This window comes from Aquirufa esocilacus (genome assembly GCF_042715595.1).
Lineage (GTDB): Bacteria > Bacteroidota > Bacteroidia > Cytophagales > Spirosomataceae > Aquirufa > Aquirufa esocilacus.
Window position 1 is genome coordinate 494,684 of record NZ_JBBKXX010000002.1, and the last position, 26,624, is coordinate 521,307.

8 protein-coding genes are annotated in these 26,624 nt (G+C 43.2%); 6 read left to right on the forward strand and 2 right to left on the reverse strand.

The genetic code is table 11. The features are described 5' to 3' along the window. Positions 1 to 1,383: a hypothetical protein gene (locus tag SKC37_RS07670; protein ID WP_377980911.1), complete on the reverse strand. Its 1,383-nt coding sequence runs from the start codon at positions 1,381 to 1,383 to the stop codon at positions 1 to 3. A 131-nt stretch (positions 1,384 to 1,514) separates the two neighbouring features. Here SKC37_RS07670 and SKC37_RS07675 point away from each other — a divergent pair, with 131 nt between their 5' ends. From SKC37_RS07675 to SKC37_RS07695, 5 genes are all read left to right on the forward strand, one after another. Further along, the gene (locus tag SKC37_RS07675) at positions 1,515 to 3,209 is read left to right on the forward strand and encodes a hypothetical protein (protein WP_377980912.1); all 1,695 of its coding nucleotides are present in this window, start codon (positions 1,515 to 1,517) and stop codon (positions 3,207 to 3,209) included. Positions 3,210 to 3,385: 176 nt separating this feature from the next. Next, positions 3,386 to 3,883: a helix-turn-helix domain-containing protein gene (locus SKC37_RS07680; protein ID WP_377980913.1), complete on the forward strand. Its 498-nt coding sequence runs from the start codon at positions 3,386 to 3,388 to the stop codon at positions 3,881 to 3,883. Positions 3,884 to 4,030: 147 nt separating this feature from the next. Beyond that, positions 4,031 to 14,587 (forward strand): cadherin-like beta sandwich domain-containing protein, encoded by a 10,557-nt coding sequence (locus SKC37_RS07685; protein ID WP_377980914.1) that lies wholly within the window; start codon positions 4,031 to 4,033, stop codon positions 14,585 to 14,587. 2 nt (positions 14,588 to 14,589) lie between these two features. Continuing rightward, complete coding sequence (locus SKC37_RS07690) at positions 14,590 to 15,483, forward strand: PorP/SprF family type IX secretion system membrane protein (RefSeq protein ID WP_377980915.1); 894 nt, start codon at positions 14,590 to 14,592, stop codon at positions 15,481 to 15,483. A 24-nt stretch (positions 15,484 to 15,507) separates the two neighbouring features. Beyond that, positions 15,508 to 16,734 (forward strand): OmpA family protein, encoded by a 1,227-nt coding sequence (locus SKC37_RS07695; RefSeq protein ID WP_377980916.1) that lies wholly within the window; start codon positions 15,508 to 15,510, stop codon positions 16,732 to 16,734. A gap of 53 nt (positions 16,735 to 16,787) precedes the next feature. Here SKC37_RS07695 and SKC37_RS07700 read toward each other — a convergent pair whose 3' ends face one another. Beyond that, entirely contained in the window at positions 16,788 to 17,912 is a 1,125-nt protein-coding gene (locus tag SKC37_RS07700; RefSeq protein WP_377980917.1) for a helix-turn-helix domain-containing protein, read from the reverse strand. A gap of 227 nt (positions 17,913 to 18,139) precedes the next feature. On the opposite strand from SKC37_RS07700, the gene SKC37_RS07705 reads away from it, so the two are divergent. Continuing rightward, on the forward strand, positions 18,140 to 26,617 hold the full coding sequence (locus SKC37_RS07705) for an Ig-like domain-containing protein (RefSeq protein ID WP_377980918.1): 8,478 nt from the start codon (positions 18,140 to 18,142) through the stop codon (positions 26,615 to 26,617). Positions 26,618 to 26,624: the final 7 nt, after the last annotated feature.

A 26,624-nucleotide genomic window follows, 5' to 3' on the forward strand; every position in this document is an offset into this window, starting at 1 on the left:
TTATGAGTTCAAAAACTCCTCACTCACCTGAAAAAACTGCTTGTTTAAGCGGTATACTTTGAGGCGAGAATCGGTGTCTGATTTTTTGAAAATAATGAAATTAGTATCGACTTGCAGAATAGCTTTTAGCTTCAGATTTAACTGGTTTAAGACATCATTTTTCAGGCGAATATTGTGTGAAAAATGAACGCCTTTTTGTTCAATTAATTCAAGGAGTTCTGAGTTCGGAACGTCGTCTTTTTTTAATAGATGGCGCAGAACTTTTAGCTCGTTTTCTTCGAAATTAATAGTGGCTTTTCCAAGGTATAAAATGCCGTCTTTGTCTTTAATAATGGTCGCTTTGGACGGGCGCAATTTGAGGAAAAAATAGAGGACTAAAAAACACCCAAATAGTCCGATGATGGCAATGATATAAGCAGAATATTTTGCCCAAAGATTTAGCTCTAAAAATGGAGCTTTTAAAATAGCATTGCCTAAAAATTTATCGATGGGGACTGAGACTAATTCTATATCCCCATTTGAATGATTATTCGCAAAATAATAGATAATTCCATTCTCTACAAAGGGCTTAAATTGGGGTGAAATTTTCGATGATACGGCTTCATTTTGAAATATTTCATAGCTGTCATCCGTAAAATTTACTCGAATAATCTTTCTTTCTTCATTGAATGCAACGAAGTAATTATCGTATTGAAAGTTTTGGGGATTATTGCCAAAAAACAGGGCTGTTTTGCCCCTATTTTCCCAAGTTTTTGAACGTAAATTAAAATGCCAAAGATCTTGGTTCCGTTCAAATTTTAGGTTGTCAAACGCATTAAGTACCATCCCATTAAAATAGCTGATATCTTCCCCACTTTTGAATTGGTTTACGTCAAACATTCCAGGAGGAACTTTGTCTCCTTGAACGGGTGAATAGCTCTCCCATTCTTTGGAATTAATATCAAAATAAGTAAAGAAATTTCGTGCAGACCAGAACCCATATCCCCCGAATCGAAAAATGCGATTATCATACAAAAATTGCTGGCTATTAATTTGCATTTTATGTTCAAAAGAATGATCAATACGTACTAATTCGTTTCCTCGAATTTCATAGACAATTCCCCCTAAATTTTGGGTAATATAAAGCTTATTATCAATGATATTTAATTGGAAAGAAGTCGGGGTGAATTTTTTATAAAAAGTGGAATCGCTAAACTTAAAATAAACAGGGGCAGACTCGGTTAATTCTGGAATCTTGATCGTTTTATAAGAGTTCTTTTCAATTAAATAAATGTAAGGTTTTGCATACGTAATGGTTGCTTCTCCTAAATAAGATAAGCGGAGATTATCTGCCTTAAGAAGAGAAGCAGAAAACAGTAAAAGTAAGATGATGTATTTTTTCATTGTGCTCCGGAGTCAGTGCTAAAATTAAGCTAATTTTTCCAAATAATGGTTATAAGCCCTTATAGTGGCCTTGTTTGGTTTGAGTTACTGGCAAATAGTATTAATTTGGCCCTCATAATCTTCTGTTCTAAATGAAAAATACGCTGCATTTATGCTGCTTTCTAGCAGCCTCCTTTCTTTTTTCTTGCTCTAATGCGACTGATTCGGATCAAAATTTAGGTAAATCAAGTCCTGAACTAGAGAAACTTTTAAGTCAGCAACAGGTGTATGCAACTAATAGGCAGATGGACTCTGTGTTGATTTTGGGACTAAAAATCAGGGAAATAGCAGAGAAGGAAGGCGATTCTTTAGCCATTGCAAAGTCTCTTTTGCCAATTAAAGGCGAAGTGGATGCGGCTAATCAACGGAAATTAGAGATTTATCTTCCGGGGGCCATTCGGTATTTTAAGTCACATGGCCGCTTATATGATCAAGCGAAATTGCAGGCATCTTATGGCGCCATTTTAGCTACGAAAGGATCCTACGAACTGGCGCTGAAAGAGTTGCTATCCTCGTATGATATTTTGGTTAAGTTGGATAGCTTGGGGCCCCGGTTTAGTGTGGTGTTGAATATAGGGAATACTTTTTCGGGTATTGGGAGTCATGATAAGGCCCTTGTATATTATCAAAAGTCGAAAGACCTCGCGATTCAGCTAAATGACTCCCTCAAAATGAGTTCAGCGTTTTTAGACTTAGGGATTGAGTATAAGACCAGTCTTCCGGATAGTGCTATTTGGTATATTACGAAATCGGCCGAATTGATTCCCTTGTCTTATCGTTCATTTCTGGCCTTGAAAGTAGATTATAATATGGCACAAGCGCTTGCTGTTCAAGGTAAAAATGCAGAGGCTATTGCCATTTTTAATCGCATTTTAGCAGAGTCTGCAAAACGCAATGAAACAGAGGGAATGGCGATGGCACATAGAGGATTGTCATCGGTTTTTGCCTCGATGAAAATATACCCCAAAGCGAAATTTCATTTAGAGCAATCGAATAAAATATTTACAGAAATAGGCGGGCAAGATTTTCTGATTTTGGAGGGTTTCCCGGAGGCTATCAAGCTTTTCGAAACCTTTGGCGATTATAAAAATGCCTTTACTTACATGCGAGATTATAAGGTGAAGAACGATTCCTTAGTTTCACTTCGCAAGCAAACGACCATTCACGATTTAGAGATTAAATATCAAACAGAGAAGAAAGAACTGGAAAATAAGAGCTTGAAAGATCAGGTGTTTTTAGAGCGAATTGCCTTGGCTGTTTTGGCCGCTTTCTTAGGTGCTTTACTGTACTTCTATTTAGTACGCGTACGCTTATTGAACGAGCGTAATAAAGCCTATTTCAGCTTGATGAGAAATTATGAAGAGTCGAGTGCGCAATTTAAGCGTTCGCGAAAGTTAGAGGCTGATGCGGAGGGGCAATTATTACAAAAATTGTACACTTATCTCGAAAAGGAGAAGTCGTATGTGAATCCTAAATTAAAAGTAGATGAGGTAGCTCTGGCGATTCAATCCACCCAAAAAGAGATTGCGGCGGCATTAAAGAAGAACAAGAATCAAAATTTTACCGCATGCATTAATCAGTACCGAATCGAAGAGGTAATCCGAATTTTTAATGACTTGAATTACGATCACTACAAGTTAGAGGCCATTGCGACGATGGCTGGTTTTGGCTCGAAACAATCTTTTTACACGGCTTTTGAAAGTGTGGTAGGGGTTAAGCCGGCCTTTTATCGTCAAAAAGTTACGGATGATCTGAAAGCTAAGAATAATGCGATTGTAGCTAATTAAGGTTGTTTTTTCTGAAATTAGTCCAATATATAGCAGTAGGGCATCAAATGTTAGACTACTAGTTTTTGTGGGTACAAACAAGGGTTTTTAAATTCAATCCGAATTAATAAAGCCACTCTGTTTGTTCTATAATGATTTTTAGTCCTTTTGACCTTGTTTGTTTTGCCTTAGCCTTTGTGGCAATCATACTTTTGGTCACCATTTCCTTATTCATCCACCGAGTGAACTTGTTGAAGGAAAGGGAATTGGCTTATCAGGATCTTTCCGAAAAATTTCAGCAGCTAGAAAAGAAATATGCTACCGAGGATTCCTCTGAACTAGAAGTATTGTTCCGATTGTGCTCATACCTCGAGAAAGAGAAGGCCTACCTTAATACGAAATTGAAGGTAGACGAGGTGGCTGAGGCCATCCATTCTTCCCAGCGCGAAATCTCGGTTCTCTTAAAGAAGCATAAAAACCAAAATTTCAATTCGTTCATCAATCACTATCGAGTAGAGGAGGTTCTTCGCATTTTCAATGATGCGAACTATGAACATTACAAATTGGAATCGATTGCGATGATGTCGGGTTTTGGGTCAAAACAATCTTTTTACAACACGTTCGAGGCCGTTGTGGGAGAAAAGCCGGCACACTATCGCCAAAAAGTTCAAACGGAACAACCCTCCTTAAAATAGCCATTCTGCGCCATTTAAACCCATATTTTCGCCAAAGTCCAATATATATCCATTTGGCAATAAATCCTTGACTACTAGTTTTTGCGCTTGAAAAGGAGGTAGAGTAATTTTATTTAGGATTCAAATAAATACTCTGTTCTTCCCTCTATGAATAATCTTCATAAACTCCGTGTTCTAAAATTCATTTTATTATTTGTAGGCTTGTTTGGTAGTCTGTCCAGTGTGGCTCAGACGGTTAAATTGTCGTCTTTGACTTTTGCCTCCTCTCCGCTTATCGAAAACTATGATCCATCCACCGCTAGTGCAGCGAATCGAAAAAGTTACACAACGAGCATGAAGCTATCGGGTCAAATCACCTTTGACCGAGTACTAACGCCTAACATGAATCGTGAAGCCGTTAATATAGCTTCATATTCTATTTTTGATGGTCTAAATACGTATAATGAGACTAATTCCTACGTAGTGGGTCCTAGTGGACAACCCACTGTTTCTACTAATGCGAATGGCGATATCTCCTCGATTAATATTATTTTCAAACAATGGCAAAATCCAGCTAAAGTAGATGTCAATGATTTTATCAATGAAATTTGGATTACAGAAAATTATACATCTGCGCTTAATGGGTCCTATTGTGGCTCCAATTTTACAATAGGTTATTGTCCACAAACATTTTACAATAGGACGAATAGCTCCATTGTCATTCCACTACCTGCGATTACTTATTTGTCTTCTAATGCGAATTTAGGGGGATTAACTATTACTTCTAATGGGGAGTCGTCCTCTCCTCCAGGATTTTCTCCATCTGTTACTAATTACGGCGTAAGTGTACCCTATGCCATGGCTACCATGACGGTTACTCCCACGCTTGAAAGTGGAAGTGGGACTATTTTAGTGAATGGCAAAACAGTTTCAAATAACGCAGCCAGTAGCAGTATCGTTTTAAATCAGGGATCAAATACGATTACCATTGCTGTGACTGCTCAAGATGGAACGAAGAAAACATATACGATAACGGTTACTCGTTTAGCTCCATCCACGAATGCGAATCTGTCAAACCTTGTTTTATATAATTATACAGCTGTTCCTTTAAGCCCATCATTTAGTTCAGCAATTACTGCCTATACCGCAACCGTTCCTTACGCTACTACAAATGTTCAATTAGAACCTACTTCTACTGAGACTACAGCTAAGATTTCAGTTAATGGGAAAAGCGTAGCAAGCGGTTTTAATAGTTCAGACGTGATTTTAAATGTAGGCGCAAACGTAATTAATGCGGTGGCTACTGCGCAAGATGGTATTACAAAAAAGACTTATTCTGTAACGGTGACTCGCCAAGCTCCATCTGCAAATGCGGATCTTAGCAACTTAACCTTAAGTAATAATGCGTCATTAAATACAGGGTTTGTTTCCAATACAACTTCCTATACTACTACTGTTCCCTATTCTAGAAGTATGCTGAATGTAACTCCTACTTTAGCGGATGCAACAGCGACAATAACAGTCAATGGTAAATCAGTTTCAAATGGATCTGTTAGCCAAAACGTTTATTTAACGGTAGGGTCAAATACGATTAATGTGACGACTACAGCACAAAATGGAACCACTAAAAAATCGTATACCTTAGTTGTAGCCAGAACTACGCCGGCAACTGATGCGAATTTGGCAGGTCTTGCCTTAAATAATGGAGCCCTTTTAAGTCCGACTTTTAATACGAATACAACATCCTACACTAGCACGGTTTTATATGCCGTATCTGCTATAAAGGCAACCCCTATATTATCAGATGCGAACGGATCTGTCTTTGTGAACGGAAAACTTGTTGCAAATGCAACACCAAGCTCTGATATCCTTTTAAATGTAGGAGCAAATACCATTAATATGGTTGCCACGGCGGAAGATTTGATTACCCGTAGAGGATATTCTGCTGTCATTACGAGATTGCCGGCCTCTACAAATGCCTATTTAACGAGTATTTCTGTCAACAATGGAGCAACCATTAGTCCCACCTTTGCAACCAGTACGTATACCTACACCTCAACGGTGGCTTTTGCGGTCAAAGCATTAAAATTCACCTCAAGTACGGCAGATGCTACGGCAACTATTTCAGTGAACGGGAAATCCGTTCCGAGTGGCGTGGCTAGTTCAGATGTTTTACTAAGTGTGGGGGTGAATACCATCAATGTGGTGAGTACCGCACAAGATGGGGTTACCAAGAAAACCTATACGTTTGTTGTTACAAGAAATCCAGCGTCCACCAATGCCGATTTAACGAGCATTTCACTAAATAACGGCGCAACATTAAATCCTAGTTTTGCTACGAATACAAACGCTTATACAAGTACGGTTTTATATGCGGTTTCTGCTGTAAAAGTGACCTCTATTGTTTCTGATCCGACAGCTATCATCACCGTAAATGGTAAGACGGTTGCGAACGGGGCGGCTAGTTCAGATGTGTTATTAAGTGTAGGGGCGAATACTCTTACTGTCGTGAGCACGGCACAGGATGGAATTACCAAAAAGACCTATACCGTAGTTATTACCAGAAGTCCAGCCTCTACTGTTGCGGACTTAACGAATCTTACCTTGAATAATGGGGCTAGTCTCAGCCCAACTTTCGGCACAAATACCATCGCATATACTAGTGCCGTTGCTTATGCTGTTTCCTCACTAAAATTCACGCCTACCTTGTCTGATGCGACAGCTGCCATTACGGTGAATGGTAAAAATGTGGCGAATGGCACAGCCAGCTCTGATGTGTCATTAAACGTAGGGAACAACACGATTTCAGTAGTTGTTACAGCCCAAAACGGAACAACCAAGAAAACCTACACGGTCGTTGTTACGCGTGCGGCAGCCTCAACGAATGCTGCCATGAGTGGATTAAGTATTGATCAAGGTACATTAAGCCCAAGCTTTGGGACAAACACCTTAGCCTATACGACTACGGTAGCTAATGCGGTAAATTCCATTACGTTAACGCCTACTATCTCTAGTTCTTTAGCGACACTTAAAGTCAATGGAATCACGGCAACCAGTGGCCAATCGAGTACGATTAATTTAGGTTTTGGATCTACCACCATAACCATGGTGGTTACGGCAGAAGATAAAACTACACTGAAGACATATGTTTTAACGGTCAACCGCGCCCTTTCTAATAACGCAGACTTAAGCAATCTTTCCATGACGGGAGTAGCCTTAAGCCCTACTTTCTCGAGTGCGACGACTACGTATACAGCGACTGTTCCGTATGCTTCTACTAGCACGACAGTAACTCCGGTTAAATCGCAGGCAAATGCTACGGTCAAAGTAAATACGACAGCCGTTACCGCGAGTAAATTAATCAACCTAAATGTAGGGTCAAATACGATCACGACAGACGTAACGGCACAAGACGGTACGACGACAAAATCGTACACATTAACGGTAACTAGAGCAGCAGCCTCTACGAATGCAAACTTGAGCACCGTGGCATTAAGTTCTGGAACTGTCACGATCACATCTTCTACTTCCTATACAGGAATTGTTTCTACTAGACCGACGATTACGGTTACGCCAACAGCCGCAGATGCGAGTGCGATTATTAAAGTAAATGGTCGAGTAGTGGCGAATGGTGCCACAAGTGGTTTAGTACCTTTAACGAATGGCGTGGAGGTTTCTATTCAAATTACGTTAACAGCTCAGGATGGAACGACTTCGAAGACCTATACTTTAGGGGTTACGTATACGCCACCATCTTGTGCGCCAGTTAACTTAGGAACAACAAATGCGAACGGTAAAACGTACCGGGTATTGAAATTTTCTTCAGTAGGTGAGTGTGAATGGACTGCTCCTACGGGTGTGACTAAAATAGATTATTTAGTCGTAGCTGGGGGTGGTGGTTCTGCGGGATCTACTAGTACTATTGGATATGGAGAATTCATCGGCGGCGGTGGTGGTGGCGGTGGCGGTGTACTTACCGCTTCGAATTATTCCATTACTCCAGGCCAAACCTATAATGTTAAAGTAGGTGCAGGAGGTTTAGGAGGATTAAAATCAAGCATTGCAATGCTTAGAACGGCTAAACCTGGAGGAAACTCTCAGTTTGGAAGTATTATGGCTTATGGTGGTGGTTATGGTGGTGGTAAGAATGAACCCGGAGGAACTGGTGGATCCGGTGGTGGCGGTGGTGGTTATGGCTGGAGTCTATGGCCTAACGATGGTGGTTCAAGAATTTCAGGTCAAGGAAATGTAGGTGGATCTTCAGCTTACTCTTTATTAGGTGATTTAGATGGAAACCGCGCTGGTGGTGGCGGTGGTGGTGGCGCAGGTGCCGCGGGAGCTAACTCATCAGGTCCTCAAAATGGAGGTAATGGTGGTGCAGGTCTTTTATCGACGATTACAGGTGCCAATGTGTACTACGGCGGTGGCGGTGGTGGTGGAACACGTGATATGTCGTGGTTTTTTGGATTATTTGATGAAAACGTTAGTCCTGGATCTGGTGGAACAGGTGGTGGAGCTGCAGGAAATAGAAATGGAAATGGAAATGATGGTTCAGATGGATTTGGTGGCGGTGCCGGTGGTGTAGGTGGTGATGGAAATGGAGGTGCAGGAGGCGATGGTGTTGTTATTATTCGGTATGAAGAACTTCCCAATGTGCCTGTAGAAACGACGATCGTAGGTACCGTCACAACGACAAATAACGTAAGTACATTCACATCTGATCCTACTGGAGCCGTTTACAAAGTATTAACATTCTCTACTTTAGGAAACTACCCAGATTGGACTGCGCCTGCAGGTGTAACTTCAGTTGATTACCTAGTTGTAGGTGGTGGAGGTAGTGGTGGAACACCGGGAGGAAATATTGGTCAAAATTACTGGGGAACTGGTGGAGGCGGGGCCGGTGGGTTGTTGCAAGGAATTATGACGGTTACTCCTGGAGGAACCTATTCTGTAACAGTAGGAGGAGGAGGTACAGCTCCTGTTTATACGAATACCAATACCTATGTAGGGGATAATGGAGATGATTCCCGTTTTGGAGGATTACTCGCGTTAGGCGGCGGTGGCGGAGGTGCCGGCGTAAGCGTAGATAGTGGAAAAGGAAATGATGGAGCATCCGGAGGAGGATCTGGTGGTAACAATGGAAGCGTTTATGCTTTGGGTACGGCAGGACAGGGATACAATGGTATGGTTTCTAGACTCTATGGTAATTATAGACATGCTGGCGGCGGCGGCGGCGGTGCTGGGGGAGTAGGTACACGCGGCGGTCATCCTGACGGACATAATTCCGTAGGAGGAGATGGAGGCCCAGGAATTACTTCTAACATTTCAGGTTCTTCATTATACTATTCTGGAGGGGGCGCTGGTGGTGCCAGGGATACAAATGGTGGACAAGGTGGAGGAACAGGTGGTTCTGGCGTAGGAGGTAATGGAGGAACGCAATCTTCGGGTTCAAATGGTATGGATGGCCGTGGCGCAGGCGGTGGAGGAACCGGTGCTGATGCTGCCGGAGGTAACGGAGGATCCGGTGTGGTGATCTTACGCTATGCGGTTTCCACGGATGCAAATTTAACGGCCTTAGGAATTAGTTCTGGAACATTAAGTCCGGTGTTCGCAAGTTCGACTTTAGCCTATACAGTTGAAGTACCTAATGCTGTTTCTACTTTCTCTATCACACCAACTTTATCTTATGGTGAGGCCCTAGTGTCGATTAATGGGGAGGCCGCGCAAAGTGGACAACCTAGTCGTGCATTTGATTTAGAAGTAGGAGAAAACAGTTTCTCTATCATCGTGACAGCGGCTGATGGAAGAACGAAAAAAACATACACAATCGAAGTGCATCGGATTTCTGCAGATGCAACTTTGGCAGACTTAAGCTTAACCGAGGGTTCGCTCTCGCCTACGTTTGATGCAGCCACAGGCACATATTCTGCTTTAGTTTCTAGTAGCGTTAGCTCTGTAAAAGTGATTCCTACGCTGACAGATGCTACGGCGAGCGTGAAAGTCAATGGTGTGACGGTTGTGAATAAACAACAAAGTGGAAGTATCAATTTAGGTATTGGGCCAAATGTCATCACAGTTCTTACGACAGCAGAAGATGGCACGACGACTAGAACGTATACGGTTACAGTGACGCGTGTTTCAGTTGACTTAAGTGATTTAAGCCTTGGTTCAGGAACCTTAAGTCAAACGTTCTCGTCTAGCCTGACAACGTATACTTCCGTTCTTGCGAATGCAATTACGTCAACTACGATTTTACCTACGGCAGTGGATGCTAATTCAACGGTAAAAGTGAATAGTCTAGTGACGACTAGTGGACAAGCAAGTAGTCCTTTGGCCTTAAAAGTAGGGGACAATGCGGTCGATGTAGATGTCATCGCACAGGATGGATCCTTGCAAAAACGCTATAGTGTAACGCTAACGCGTACGGGACCATCGACAATTGCTACTTTGTCAAACATTGCCTTAAGCAATGGAACACTGAGTCCAGCCTTCGCAAGCGGTACGACTAGTTATGCTGCCACTGTTCCGAATAGTGTTAGTTCGATGACCTTGACTTCTACGATAACCGAAGCCAATGCAACGATCACCGTGAATGGAGATCCAGTCATTAGTGGTCAGTCTTCAGGACTGATTAACTTAGGAGTAGGAGCAAATGTTATTACGGTAGAGGGAACGGCTCAAGATGGTGTTACGTTACAAACGTATACCATCACGGTTACTCGTGGTGCCCCATCTACGGTGGCGACATTAGCAAGCCTTGCGTTAAGCAATGGAACGATTAGTCCGGTATTTGCTAGTGGAACGACAACCTATACGACCTCCGTTCCGAATAGTGTGAGTGCCATGACCTTAACTCCTACGGTGACGGATGCTACGGCAACGGTAACAGTGAATGGAGATTTAGTGGTGAGTGGTCAGTCGTCTGGTCAACTCAATTTAGGGGTTGGAGACAATGTCATTACCATCGTGGGAACGGCACAAGATGGCCTCGCTCAGCAGACTTATACGTTGACAGTTACGCGTGCTGCTCCATCTGCGGTGGCAACATTGGCGAACCTAGTTTTGAGTAACGGCACAATCAGCCCAGCATTCTCTAGCAGTACGACTAGTTATACCACTACAGTAGCAAACGATGTGAGTTCAATTACCTTAACACCTACGGTGACAGATGAGACTGCTACGATTTCAGTCAATGGAGACGTGGTAGCTAGTGGCCAGTCGACGGCTTCTATTAATTTAGGCGTAGGTGCAAACGTCATTACGGTTGTCGGTCTAGCTCAAGATGGAAATACGCAGCAGGTTTATACCGTAACAATAACCCGTACGGCGCCAGCGACTGATGCGACCTTGTCAGGAATAGTTCTAAGCAACGGTACATTAAGTCCAGCATTCTCTAGTGGAACCACAAATTATACGTCTACGTTAGCTTCGAATGTGAGTTCAATTACTTTAACTCCGACGGTAACAAATACGTATGCGACGGTATTAGTGAATGGTGACCCTGTTATCAGTGGACAAAGCTCAGGTGTAATAAACCTAGGTTTTGGCACTAATACCCTATTAGTCGTAGGCACAGCGCAGGATGGAAGCACACAGCAAACCTATACGCTGACGATCACACGTAACGCTCCATCGACCGATGCTACAATAGCTAGTTTGTCAATGAGCAATGGGTTGTTAAGTCCAACTTTTGCGAGTGGAACGTCAAGCTATACGGCAACGGTGGCGAACAATGTGAGCTCGATTACTTTGACACCTACCTTGACAAATGCTTCAGGATCAATTACCGTGAATGGGGATGCCATCATCAATGGTCAATCCACTTCAGTTATCAATCTTGAAGTAGGAGCAAATGTCCTTACGGTTGTGGGTACCGCTCAAGATGGTAGCACGCAGCAGATTTATACTCTTACGGTAACGCGTACGGGTCCATCGACCGACGCGACCTTGTCTGGATTATCATTAAGCGCGGGCTTGCTTAGCCCAACTTTTGCAAGTGGAACGGCAAGTTACACGGCAACGGTTGCTAATAGTGTTAGCTCGCTAACATTAACACCAACCACTACTGATGCAGGGGCTACGATTTCCGTGAATGGAGACATCGTTGCTAGTGGTCAGTCATCAAGTCTTGTGAATGTTTCCGTAGGTACGAATACGTTAACGGTAGTTGTAACGGCACAAGATGGTAGTACGCAACAAAGCTATACAGTTACAGTGACCCGTACGGCTCCAGCTACAGATGCTACTTTATCCGGATTAGTTTTAAGCGCGGGTTCATTAAGTCCAGCATTCTCAAGTGGTACCACTAGCTATACAGCGACAGTGGGCACGAATGTGAGTTCATTAACCTTGACTCCTACCGTGAACCAAGCCAATGCAACGGTTACATCTAATGGCGATGCAGTGACCAGCGGTCAGTCTTCCGGGGCCATTAATTTAGGCATTGGATCAAACGTAATTACCTTAGTAGGACTAGCACAGGACGGTGTAACGCAACAAGCGTATACCGTAACCGTAACTAGAACTGCACCATCGTCCGTGGCTACGTTAGCGGGTTTATCCACAAGTGCCGGAACGTTAAATCCGGTCTTCTCCAGCAGTAGAACTAATTATGAGGCAACTGTTGCGAATAGCGTTAGCTCGATAACAGTGACACCTATTGTTACAGATGCGTCGGCAACTATTTATGTCAATGGTATTCCAGTAGTCAGTGGCCAAACCTCAGGTGCGATTAACCTAAGTCCAGGCGAAAATGCGATTACGGTCTTAGTGCGTGCGGAAGATCAAACCACGTCTAAAACCTATGTATTGACAGTGACTAGAACAGCAACTCAATTAAGCATTTCTGCCCCAGCACTTACCTTATCAAAAGTATATGATGGTAATGATGTAGCGAACATCACCGCAGGTAGTTTAATAGGAGTTATTTCTGGCGATATTGTCACTGTGACAGCAACGGCTAAATACATAAATGCGAGTGTGGGTACAGGTAAAATTATTATGGTTACCTATGCACTTTCTGGCGCAGATGCTTCTAAATATATTAGACCAAACAACGAAGTTTTTGACTCCGGGATTATTCGAAATGTCAACCCTACCATCTCCGGATTTACGCCAATTTCGAAAACTATAGGTGACGCAGCGTTTGCGTTAACCGCACCTACCACGAATAGTACAGGAGCTTTTACCTATGTCTCTTCGAACCCAGCAGTGGTATCGATTAGCGGAAACACGGTGACGGTTGTGGGTGCTGGAACGGCAACTATTACAGCTACTCAAGCGGCGGACACTAACTTCTCAAGTGGCACCATAACCACAACGATAACGGTGGCGGCGGCAACGAATACGAATACTACCACACCTCCTGTGGATACCGATGGCGACGGCGTTTCTGACGCTCAAGAGGCAATCGACGGTACGGATCCTACTTCAGCGACCAGCTTTAAGGATACGGATGGCGATGGAGTACCAGATGTAGTAGAAATAGCTGATGGTACTAACCCAGCGGCAGCTGGCGACGCCAAAGACACCGATGGCGACGGTATTCCGGATTACATCGAAGTCAAACAAGGAACAAACCCAGCGGTAGCCGGTGATGCAAAAGACACCGATGGCGATGGTGTACCTGATTACATCGAGGCATTACAAGGTACAAACCCTGCCGCAGCTGGAGATCAATTAAAAGATACCGACGGCGATGGAGTACCAGATTACATCGAAGTTCAACAAGGAACTTCACCTACGACAGCCACGGACGCTAAGGACTCAGACGGCGATGGTGTTCCAGATTACATCGAGGTGAAACAAGGAACGAATCCGGCTGTAGCCACAGATGCGAAAGATACTGACGGTGATGGAGTACCTGATTACATCGAGGTAAAACAAGGAACGAATCCTGCCGCTGCTGGCGATGCGAAAGACTCTGATGGAGACGGTGTTCCGGATTATATCGAGGTGAAACAAGGAACGAATCCGACTGTTGCTTACGATGGTAAGGATACGGATGGTGATGGCATTCCTGACTATGTGGAAATTGCTGCGGGTCTAGATCCAAACGATGCGACTTCAGCGGTTGATTCAGACGGTGATGGCGTTCCTGATTATGTCGAGATCAAGCAAGGCACTAACCCGAACGATGCAAAATCTGTGAAAGATACGGACGGTGATGGCGTACCTGATTACATCGAGGTGTACCAAGGCACGAATCCAAACAGCGCGTCAAGTTTTGCTGATGCGGATGGTGATGGAATCTCCGATGTGGAAGAGGGCTATAGTCGAATCAAAGGGGCGAACATTCCTGATTTAGATGGCGATGGTATTCCTGATTACCGCGACACGGATTGTGATGGCGATGGCATTCTAGACGTGAATGAGGATAACCTGAACTTAGGCGCTTTACCAGATTGCGATAATGACGGTATTCCCAATCGACTAGACAAAGATGTTTGTGTGACGTTTACACCACAAGGTATTTCACCGAATGGCGATGGCGAAAATGATGTCTTGTTAGTACCGGGTGTATTAGCTACACAGCCTAATAAGTTAACGGTTTACAACCGAAGCGGTATGGTGGTTTATGAGCAATCGAATTATCAGAATGATTGGGCAGGAACTACTAACAGCGGAGACTTACTGCCGGATGGAGTGTACTATTATGTGGTGGATTTCTTCGGAGTAAAACCTACGGTTAACACGTTTATTTACATTAGCCGTTTAGCACAATAAATATGAAAAGGATAGCTTTATTTTTAATAAGTTTTTTATTTATTCAGCAAGCGCAAGCACAGCTGGAGTCCATGTATTCGCTGTATCGTTTTAATCCGCAAGTGATTAATCCGAGCCAGGCTGGTAGTACAAAGCACTCGGAATTCATCTTGATTAACCGCCAGCAATGGATGGGAATGGAGGGATCACCGCAGACGGTATCTTTGACAGGAAACATTAAATACGGCGCAAATAAAGGGCTGGGTTTTGTGTTGATCAATGACCAAGCGGGACCGGTGAAAACGGCTACCATTGCTGGGGACTTTGCTTACCACATTAAATTAAGCCAAGACTGGAATTTATCCGGTGGTGTACGTTTAGGGATGTCGAGTATGAGCGTGAATTTTTCCTCACTTCGTTTAGTGAGTACGGTAGATCCGATGTTCCAAGGGGATCGCTCTACGGGAATGAAGACGAACACGGGCTGGGGGATCAAGTTAAGCAAAGGAGAAGATGGATTGTTTTTCAGCCTTGCGCAACCGCGGGTGTTGAACTATGATTTTGGACCACAAAACGGGGCTTACAAAGACGTGGCCTATTACTATGCGATGGCTGGAACTAAGGTGAAGTTGAATGAGGCGGTGAATTTGTATCCGAGTGCTTTGGCTAGACTATCTCCTGACGCACCTACGAGCTGGGATGTGAATCTGACGGCGAACATTTTAAACAAGTTCGACGTAGGGGCCAGTTTGCGCTCACAAGATAGCTATGGTGCCCGTTTAGGAGTTCAAGTTAGCCCAAAATTGTACATGGGTTACGTGTACGAAGTTCCCACTTCTGCGATGAGCAAGATGGCCAGCAACACGCACGAATTAGCCTTGCGTTTTTATGTGTTTAATAAAGCAGAGAGTAAATAATAGCATTAAAAGAAAAAGTAAGACATGAAAAAAGTAGTTGTAGTAATTTTAGTGATGTGCGCCATGGTTTCAAACCTGACAGCACAGACGTATAAAAATAGCATTAGCGTTTTAGGCGGAAGCTCCGCATTGTGGTTAACCAATACCGCAACCGAAGCGGGACAACGCCCGACGTATTCACACGGTGGATTGCAAGTGACCCACCAACTCAAGTCAAACATTGAAGTAGTTTTAACGGGCCTTGGAGGTTACACGACTTCGCCTAGTTACAATGCAGTAAAGAGCGGAGTGGACATGAAGTATTTAAGTGCGGGTTTAGGATTGCGTTATTCGCTTTCGAAGCCTTTGGCAAAAATCTTTACTCCTTTTGCTAGCCTAGAGGCGAGTGCATTAGCGAGAAAAAACACGACACAAACCAATCACAATGTGGACGTGATCGGATCTGTTGGCTTAGGCTTAAAAGCAGCGATCACCAAGCAAGTGAGCGTGATGTACCAGGTGTCTACCGGTTCCCCGTTTTACCAAACAAGCCACTTAGGTTCGAATGCCTTTGATGCGAGAGGATCTTACTTCTTGAACTCGTTTGGGGTATCGTTTGCTTTTGGAAAAGGATGCGAACAAACAATAGCAAAAGCAGTATCAGCCCCAGTGGATGTAGATACGGATGGAGATGGCGTGGTGGATCGTTTGGATCAATGCCCTGGCGTGTTTGGATCAGCCTCAAATAATGGATGCATAGACCCGGCTTTACAAGCAGCAGCGATGGCTAAGTTAGAGAAAGAGGCGATGGTAAAAGCCGAAGCAGTGGTAGCGGCGCGTTATGAGGCAGAAGCAAAAACAAAAGCGGCAGCAGAAGCGCAAGCCAAGCAAGCGGCAGAAACCAAAGCAGCAGAAGAGCAAAAGGCGAAAGAGCAATTACTTCAAGACCGAACGTTGATTTTCAATGATGACTCCGCCGTGATCTTGCCAGCAGCGAAAGCGCAAGCAGATGAAGTAGTGGAAGCCCTAAAGCAAAACCCTACAGCTAAAGTAAGCGTAAAAGGTCACACGGATAACTACGGAACGAAGAAGAACAACGTGAAAGTATCTAGAAACCGGGCAGCAAGAGTACGTAAATACTTACAGAAGAACGGCATCGAGGCGAGTAGAATCGAGTCATCTTACTTCGGCGAGAGTCAGCCAGCGCACAGCAACAAAACGCAAGCGGGTAAGCAATTAAACCGTCGAGTAGAGATTAAAATAGTAAAATAAACTAACGCAGAAAATAGCGAAAGGCCTGGAGGATTCTCTAGGCCTTTTTTGTTTTAGAGGCTTTCCAAATATTGGCTAGGGGTCATTCCTGTTTCTGCTTTAAACGCCTCGTAAAAAGTAGATCTTGATTTGAATCCAGAGATTGTGCCGATGGCGTCGATGGTGATATTATCTGTAAGTCCTTTGTGTAAAAGTGCTTTCGCATGATTAATGCGATGGCTACTACGTAATTCGGTAAACTTTTTGCCATTGGCATATTTGCAGGCTAAAGAAATTTGTTTCTGTGGAACATTTAGCGCTCTAGTTACATCAGCTATTTCAAAGGATGGATTTAAATAGGGCTTTTCTTTATGTAAGTAGTTTTGTATTCTGTTTGCCAAATCCTTTAATTCAGTTAATTCCTCTTTACTTATTTCTTTAGGGACGTCAAAGCTTTGCTTATAGACCTTCTTTATCCCATAAAGTACTTCTGGGTAAATAAATATGAGCGCGATGGGGAAAATTATGTAGACTATACCAGAGGAGAAATAGATCGGATTCTCGTTTATGGAAACATCGCTGAAAGAGGTGCTAAATAGATTAAGCGCAACGACTAGATACGCAGAGGTGATGATGAAAAGGCTGAATAGGACAAAAATGAGCCAATTTCTCGTTCGTAAATTTGTCTGAGTAATCTGTTGAAGTAGAAATAAAGTGCACCACAATAGATACCCTAACATCAAGATAGGCCTACTTAAAAATGACGTTTTGAAGGTAGAAAATGAATTAACGTTAATGATATTTAAGTTATTCAGATTTTGGTGTATCGAATGAGCAATCTGCAGCTTATAGTCCCACGAGGTAACTAGGTAAGGTGCGATATTGGCTAATTGGATGAAAAAGGGGATAAAGTGAAGTAGATCCCATGACGTTATTTTAGCCTTTTCTGGTGTGAGAATACTTCTAAAATAGAAATGTAGTAAGGGACCAGGTACTAACCAAAAGGGTGTCAATGTCCCAAAAAGCAAGGCCAATGAAAAGTCGCTTTGGGTAGGGTCTGAAAAATAATGCGTTAACCCATGAGCTGAAAGTATCACCATAATGCCCGCAATAAACAAGGTGTTTTTTTCCAGCTTCCAATTGTATATCGTCAATAAAAACGATATCAATAAGGATAGCAGGGCAAAGTAATACAGCATAGTTTAATTTAGAACAAGTTTAAATTTCTTAAAAAAAAGGCAAAATCCAAACTTTAACATCAGTCCGGTTTTTTTTTGGACTACTTGGACTTTCTAAAATGAATGTTTGATTTTTATAAAGAGTACCTTAGTGTTAATAATTGCAATTTAATGAGCTCTCAGATATTTAAATGGGATGTTCAAGTTTAATAATAGCGGCGTTAACCCCGTGTTCTAAATTTTAATAAATGTTAGTATCCACTACTAATTGCCGCCTATATAAGGTGGTTGTTTCAGTTGTTGCATTTCTTTGCTTTCAACTAATCGGAATTTCAGCTTATTCCCAAAGCACCACATTTAAATCCGGATCTGCCATCATCGATATGGGCGCAGCCTCACCTACGGTGGCGAACTCCCTGAAGCCTTATGGTTTGATTTATTCGTTGTTAAACGATTCTAATATACCGGTGTACGGTGTAATTGGCCAAACTAAGGTCAAAGACGGAATCGATTTTACCTATAACGGCAAAAGCTACCGAGGAGGGACCTATATCGTTCCTGCTGAATTTAGAAGTACGGCTGTCAATGCGGTATTAAGCTCTTGGGCGGGACAAGGCGTTGTTATCGATTATGCAACGACGGATTTTGTGGTGAACGTAACCTACAAAATGACTTTCGCCCCTAAGTGGGCAATGGATAAAACAAATGGTTCGGTTGCGGTGGCCTATCTTACGGCGGCCGGTATCCCGGCATCCGCTTACTCTTTTAAGGAACCAAGTCAACTTCAAGCATGTAATGACATCTTCGTTTTACCTCACGCATCTCCTACTTGGGCAACGCACAAGAATTTGTATTTCTGGAATAAGGAGCAAAGGGGAGCTATTTATGTGAGTTGTAATGCCGTGAGTATTTTGGAAGGTATCACAAAAGATACCACTATCAGCGGCACACCTACCACGATTAAAATGAACTTTCTAACCACGAATGGTTTAGTGAATTATGCGAATCACGGAGCTGCGACTACACCTTTCTTACATTTGAATCCGACGGATCCAATGGCCCAATACATAGGGAAAACAGATGCAGCTCAAATCAAAGGGGCAGAAGTGGTGTATTTACCTAAAATAGGAAGTGCTTGGAACCCTGGCACTAAGTTGATTACCCAAAGCCCTACCCAAACCAATATCCCCTCTCTTTCTCCAGGTCCTGCAGCCATTAATATTTATGGTCGAGGATTCGATGATAATACTAGGGGTTATGTCATGTATGAAGCGGCTCACTCCGTAGGGGGAACGGCAGCGGATAATATTGCAGCCCAACGTGTCTTTTTAAACTTTAGTTTCTTCGCCTTACAAGACAAGGCAAGTTCCTTGTTCTCCGCTTCAGTAGCCGGTATTCCTACAGAAATGAAAGCAGGAGTAACGTACGCAAACTTTGCTGCGACAGTAAATGGTTCAGGTAACTTTACCTACCAGTGGAAGTCATCCGTTCCAGGAACATTCACGAATCCAACAGGTGCAACTACTTCATTTACTCCTGATGTCAATATCACGAGCTCATCTAATTGCGTCATTACCTGCGTAGTAACTGATGCTTGTACCCGTAGTATTTTTGATTCCAAAGGTACGGTGGTTATCCCAGCGAATCCGCCATTAGTGGTTAACCCTATTACGAAAACGATATCTGCGGATTGTGGTACCGCTCCACTTACATTCAATGTGTTTGATTCGAATGAAGACCCAGATGCAGGGGCAAGAACCTTGACTGCAGTAACGGGAGTGAGCAATGGAACGATCACTTTCACGTCTTCAGGAATTGTAACGTTTACTGGAAATGAATTTTTCCAAGGTTTGGAAACCCTAAACTATACCTTGAGCAACGGAATCGTTTCTGCATCTAATACAATCAAAATTACGGTAGGCTCTGCTGCTTTAGCTCCAGTCATCACCAACGACAATGCCGCGGTTTTAGAAGATAAAATCACGCCGATTTCTGTACTGTTAAATGATAAAAATAACCCGACGGCCTCTTCGTCAAGCAACCTCTTTATTCGAGACATTACGGTGAAGCCTACCTCTGGTTATGTGTACATTAACGGGGATGGAACGCTTTCTTATGTTACCCAAAAAGACGCTGCTCCAGTAAATGGAACAGACTCATTTAAGTATTTAGCTTGTAATGACCTAGGATATTGTGCGGTAGGTACGGTGAACGTGACGATTACGCCGGATAACTGTGGACCAGGTAATTATAAGCCGTCGGTATCTACGAGTTCAGTTTCAAATACGGTGAATCTAATTGCTTCGAGAGACTCATATATAGATGAAAATAATTCATCTAACAATTATGGGGGAAGTTCAAGTTCATCTATGTCCTTGAATGGTAATAGTGGAAATAGAAGAAAACCTATCCTTTATTTTGATTTGTCTTCTATCGGAAGTTCTTCAACCATCACAAGTGCGAGTTTACAATTAACGTACAGTTCGTCCATTTCTTCATCAAACGCGAACTCATCAAGCAAGAATCCGTTCCCTGCGTCTATCTTTAAGTTATCTCGTTTATGGACAGAAACGGGAGTTACTTGGAGTAAGACAAATGGTTCAACCTCTTGGGGAACTTCTGGTGCGTCGTCGAGTTCAAGTGATTATTCTTCTACTGATGCAGGAACTTTTGCATCCTCTAATTGGGGAGTTAAAAGTTCTGGTGCAATAGCCACTTCTTCGGATATTACGAATATGATTCAAGGATGGGTAACAAACCCTACCACGAATTATGGGATGGTTATTGCGCCAGCCTCAGCTTCAAATCCCTATTCTGTAAAATTTGGTTCTAAAGACAATTCTACTTCGTCTTACCGCCCTAAACTAACAGTTGTATATTCTACACCAGGTGTCTCTGCTTCTTGTACGACCATACCTACGACTTATCAACCAATTGCTTATCCAGATCAAGTGAGCACTGCTTCGAATGCTGCGATAACGATAAGTCCATTAACGAATGATGCGAACTTTTACGGAAGAACGAATACCATTTTATCTGTTAGCTCTCCAACGCATGGAGGGACTGCTACGATTAGCGGAAGTACGATTGTCTACACGCCTAGCGGATCTTACCTAGGAGTAGAAACGCTTACCTATACGATTAAAGACGCGGGAAATAATACGACGTATTCTACCACCATTCGAATTAAGGTTACCCGCGTGGCGCCTGTTTTAGGAAATGATGCAGCGACGACTCCTTCTGGAACCGCGGTAACGTTAAACGTAGGTTCAAATGATACAGATCCACAAGGCGCATTAAGTGCACCTGAGATTATGGTTCAGCCTCAATACGGTACGTTAACGCAAAGCGGTAACTCTTACCTTTATACGCCTAGCCCTGGCTTTGTAGGGACGGATCAATTTACGTATAAACGACTTTCTGCTAGTACAGGAGATTGTGATCCTGCTTTAAGTGCAACAGCTGTTGCTACGATTACGGTGAGTGATCAAGCACCAGTAGCGCAAAATGACAGTTATTCTACGGTTTCTTGTAAGCCAGTGAAAATGGCTATTTTGGCGAATGATACAGATCCAGAGGGGACTCAATTATCAACAGTTATTGTTACTAATCCTACCAATGGAACATTAACAGCTAATTCAGATGGAACTTATACCTATGTCTCTAATTTCAATTATGTAGGTAGTGATTCATTTACCTACAAAGCTAGAGACGCTTCTTCGGGCTTACTACTAAGTAATGTTGCGACGGTCAATTTAAACATAGGTGTTGTACGCGTTAACAACGCACCTATTGCTGCTCCGGATGCTGACAATACGATCATTAACCAGGTTTTGAACATGGACGTGTTATCGAACGATTCGGATCCAGACCAAGACAATATTGTGATTAACATTACAGCCGCAGGCTTAATTGCACCTAGCAATGGAACGATTACCCTACTTCCAAATGGGATGATTTCGTATATGCCGAACGCGAACTTTGTGGGAACGGATACGTTTGAATACCAGATTTGTGATGATAACATTAATTGTACCGGGTCTGCTTCTATCTGTTCCAAAGGAGCGGTAACAGTAACGGTAAAAGCCATTCCAGTGGTAGTGAGCGGAAAGATTTGGGGAGATGCGGATGGATCTGCTGCGGGAACGTTCTCAAATATCTTTACAACAGGAGAAATAGGAACAAATGCCTACGGTGGTGTTTACGTGTTCTTAGCGGATCAAAATAACGTCGTACTAGATAAAGCGCCTGTCGATTTCTTAGGTAACTATTCCTTAATTAACGCCCCGTCTCAGACGAATAACACTAAATTATTACTTCACTCACAAGACGTATTAGAAGGAAGTACGTTAAGCACGGTGACCTTACCTAGTACATTTAAAGCGACATCTCCATTAATTAATCCCTCCTTTAATATTGGGGTAATTAATATTGCTAATGCAGATTTTGGTATTGAAGAATTACCTATTGCCGTGACAAAAGCGTTAGCGCAGCAATCAAATCCGAACGGCTTATTGACGCTTTCAGCTTCAGATGTTCGCGGAACTGATGTGGATGGAACCGTCACAGATGTGAAATTTATCAGCTTCCCTACAAATACGACTACTATTGAAATTAATGGCACCTCTTACAATTCTGGCAACTGGCCTGTGAATGGAGTTACCTTATCATACCCCCTAACTAGCTTGAAAATTCAAGCAGTTAGCGGAAGTGTTATTGCCGTAATTCCATTTAAAGTGATTGATAATGCTGGTAATTCGTCTTCTTCTGCGGGGGAATTATCTGTTAATTTATACCAAACCTTAACTGCCGGCACAATTTCAACGACAAGTACATCCGTTTGTGGAACAGCTGTTCCTGCGGCCTTTACTTCTATAACTGATGCATTGGGTGGAAGAGCGAGTATTCAATACCAGTGGCAAAGCAGCCTTGATAATTCGACATATATGGATATTGCAGGAGCGACTTTGGCAACCTATGTCCCTTCATCTACGATTTCTGTAACTACGTATTTTAGAAGAAAAGTATTTACCTCTTTAGATACCGACATCTATTCAAATGTCATTACCGTAACGGCGAATGCATTACCTGCAGCTCCTACCGGTTCTAATCTAACCTTAGTAAGTGGAGGCGGAACCTTAAGTGCTAACACGGTAACTTCAGGAGCTACCGTAGATTGGTATAATGTTTCCACAGGAGGGTCTAGATTAGTAACAGGAACGACAGCAACTACAACCTATGCCGTTTCTGGACTTTCTCAAACGACTGCTTATTATGCAGCTTCCCGAAATTTAACAACAGGTTGTGTGAATCCTACGCGTACCGTTATTTACGCTCTACAAGGATCCATTATCCCCGGGGAAATTAGTGCAAACCAGGTTGTCTGCGAAGGCTCAAATCCAGAGGATTTAGTATCGATATCTGATGGATCTTCTGGAGCTAGCACTATGGCCTATCAATGGCAGTCAAGTACCGATGGAACAAGTTTTTCAGATATCGCAGGAGAGGATACGCCAACATTAGCTTTATCAACAATAAATCTCACAACGTATTATAAAAGAAAAACTTTCGTAGATGGGACTACAACACCTTTCTCTTATTCCAATACCGTTATTATCACGGTGAATCCACTTCCAGCGACTCCTTCCGTAGTAGTGAGCGCTGCACGTACAGGTGCGGGATCGGTTTCCCTAAATGCAACGGCATCATCAGGTACTACCATAGACTGGTACGATAGCAATGTCTCAGGAAATTTAATTCAGTCTGGTGCGACGAATTTAACGACGCCTGTGATTTCTACGACAACCAGCTTCTATGCATTTGCTCGTAATATTACATCTGGATGTATTTCAACAAATGGTGCAGAGGTAATTGCTACCATTAATCCAGCCTTGGATGGAGGTGCCGTTTCAGGAGATCAAGCCATTTGTATAGGAGGAACTGCGGCGACTCTTACCTCAACTACTGCAGCAACGGGTGGGACAGGAAGTATTAGCTACCAATGGCAAGTAAGTTCGAATAATGTGAGTTTCTCTGATGTTTCAGGAGCGACTTCAGCGACCTATGCACCAGGAGCGATTAACTCGTCGAAATACTATAGAAGAAGAGCTCTAACTGCTAATGACGCGGCCGTTTATTCTAATGTTTTGGCGGTAACCGTAAATCCATTACCTGTTATTTCGCTGACCTCTAATTTAACAATCACTTCAGGAGCAAGTGTTTCACTTACAGCTTCAGGAGCAAATACCTACAGCTGGACTCCGTCTACAGGTTTGTCCGCCGCGAATACCGCAGCAGTCACCGCGACACCAACAGTTACGACAACCTACACCGTTACGGGAACGAACGCAACAACGTCTTGTTTTGCTACTGCTTCTGTGATTGTAACGGTAAATCCGGCATTAACTGCGGGAATGATTTCTGCTGCTCAAACGATTTGCGCAGGAGCATCGCCAGCTACTTTATCATCAGCTACCGCAGCAACAGGAGGAACAGGTTCAATTGTTTACGAATGGTTGTCAAGTACAAATGGAACAACATTTACTACCATTTCTGGAGCTAATTCTGCCACCTATTCTCCAGGTACGATTTCGGTCAATACGTATTTCAAACGAGGTGCGAGTACACCGAACGATGCTTCCGTTTATACTTCAGCGATTCTAATTACGGTTCAATCAAGTGTAGGTGGAACGATAGCAGGATCTGCAGCCGTTTGTGCTGGAACAAATAGTACAGTGTTGACTTTATCAGGTTATACTGGATCGGTAACAAGATGGCAATCTGCTTTAGCGGCGGATTTCTCTGGAACAGTAACGAATATCAATAGTGTTTCAACCAGTATTACGGAAACAAACTTAACAGCAACTAAATATTACAGAGCGGTAGTTAGGGTAGGTGTATGTGCAGCATCAAATAGTGCGACTGCGACAATTACCGTGAATGCTTTGCCTGTTATTTCGATATCACCGTCAGCGCCATCGATTACATCTGGATCTTCCGTGTCATTGACTGCCTCAGGAGCGAATACTTACAGCTGGACTCCATCGACTGGATTATCAGCCACGAACACAGCGGTGGTGACAGCATCTCCTACGGCGACGACGACTTATTCTGTAACAGGTACTAGTTCTTCTTGTTCATCCACTGCTACCGTGACTGTCACTGTCACAAGTGCATCGCCAGCTGATTCAGATGGCGATGGAGTAACGGATGCACAAGAGGCTATCGATGGAACAGACCCTAACGAGGGTTGTTCTTACCTAGTAGCTAGTAGAACCTTAACGCCTACAGCAGCCTGGGGATTGTTAGATTGCGATGCGGATGGAAACTCCAATGCAACGGATCCGCACGTGGATGCACCTACAGCAAGTAATGATATTGTTAGCATTGGAAATACAGGAATTGTTACAGTTAATGTGTTAGTGAATGATGATTTCTTGCCTGGTCCTTCTACAGAATTAGTCAGACAGTCGTCCCCTAATGAAGGAACTGCGCAGGGTCAAGTAAGCTTTAACCCATTAACTGGAGAAATGACCTACCGTCGTGCACCATTTGAAAGTGGTTCGAAAACCGTAGGGTATCGAGTGACAAATAAAGGTGTAACTCCAGCAGTTTCAGCGACAGCCTTCGTTACCATCGTGGCCTGCGACTTGCAAGACCCACTAGCCGATTGCGACGGTGATGGAGAGCCAAATGGCACAGACACAGCTCCGACGGATCCTTGCGTTTATGAGCCAACTCGCCAAGTGAAAGCAAATGTATCCGATGATTGGAAAGCGTTGGATTGCGATGGAGACGGTGTGATCAATGGCACAGAATTAACGGATGGCACTTCGCCAGCGGATGCATGTTCTTTCAAAGGAACGAGTATCACCTTGTCCCCTAGTGCAGCGTGGTTACTATTGGATTGTGATGCGGATGGCGTGACAAATCAGGTAGAAGGCACGCAGGACTTTGACGGAGATGGTATTCCAAATTGCTTGGATACAGACTCTGACGGGGATAGCATTTCGGATAAATTAGAGACGACGGTAGATACGGATAAGGATGGTAAACCGGATTATTTGGACTTAGATTCTGATAACGACGGCATCCTAGATTCAGTTGAAAATAGGGCTTGTACGGGAACCGGAATTCTATGTGATACGGATGCGGATGGCAAGCCAAACTTCCGCGACTTGGATTCTGATGCCGATCAAATCTCCGATGTCATCGAAGCGAGTGGTTCGGATTATAACAAGGATGGCATCGCTGATGGAAACATCGATGAGAAAGGAATTCCTAGCTCAGCGAACAAAGGCTTAACGCCGCCGGATACAGATCGCGATGGGAAGTTAGATCCATATGATGTGGATTCTGATGGAGATGGCATCTTGGATTACGATGAGGAATTTAATGAGGATGCGGACTTCGCAGACTGTGATAAGGATGGCATCGTGAATCGATTGGATCCGGATGAGTGTGAGATTTTTGCACCTCAGGGAATTTCGCCAAACAATGATGATAAAAACGATCGATTAGTCTTCAAAGGCCTCGTGTTGCGCAAGCTGCCTAATCACTTATCGGTGTTTAACCGATGGGGGACTTTGGTCTTTGAAATGGATGACTATGATAACAGCTGGAGTGGCACGATTCTGCCAGACGGAACGTACTTCTACGTGTTAGATTTCTATGGTAGAAAGCCTACTATCAGTAATTATTTAGCCATCGATCGTACGATTAAATAAGCAAGAA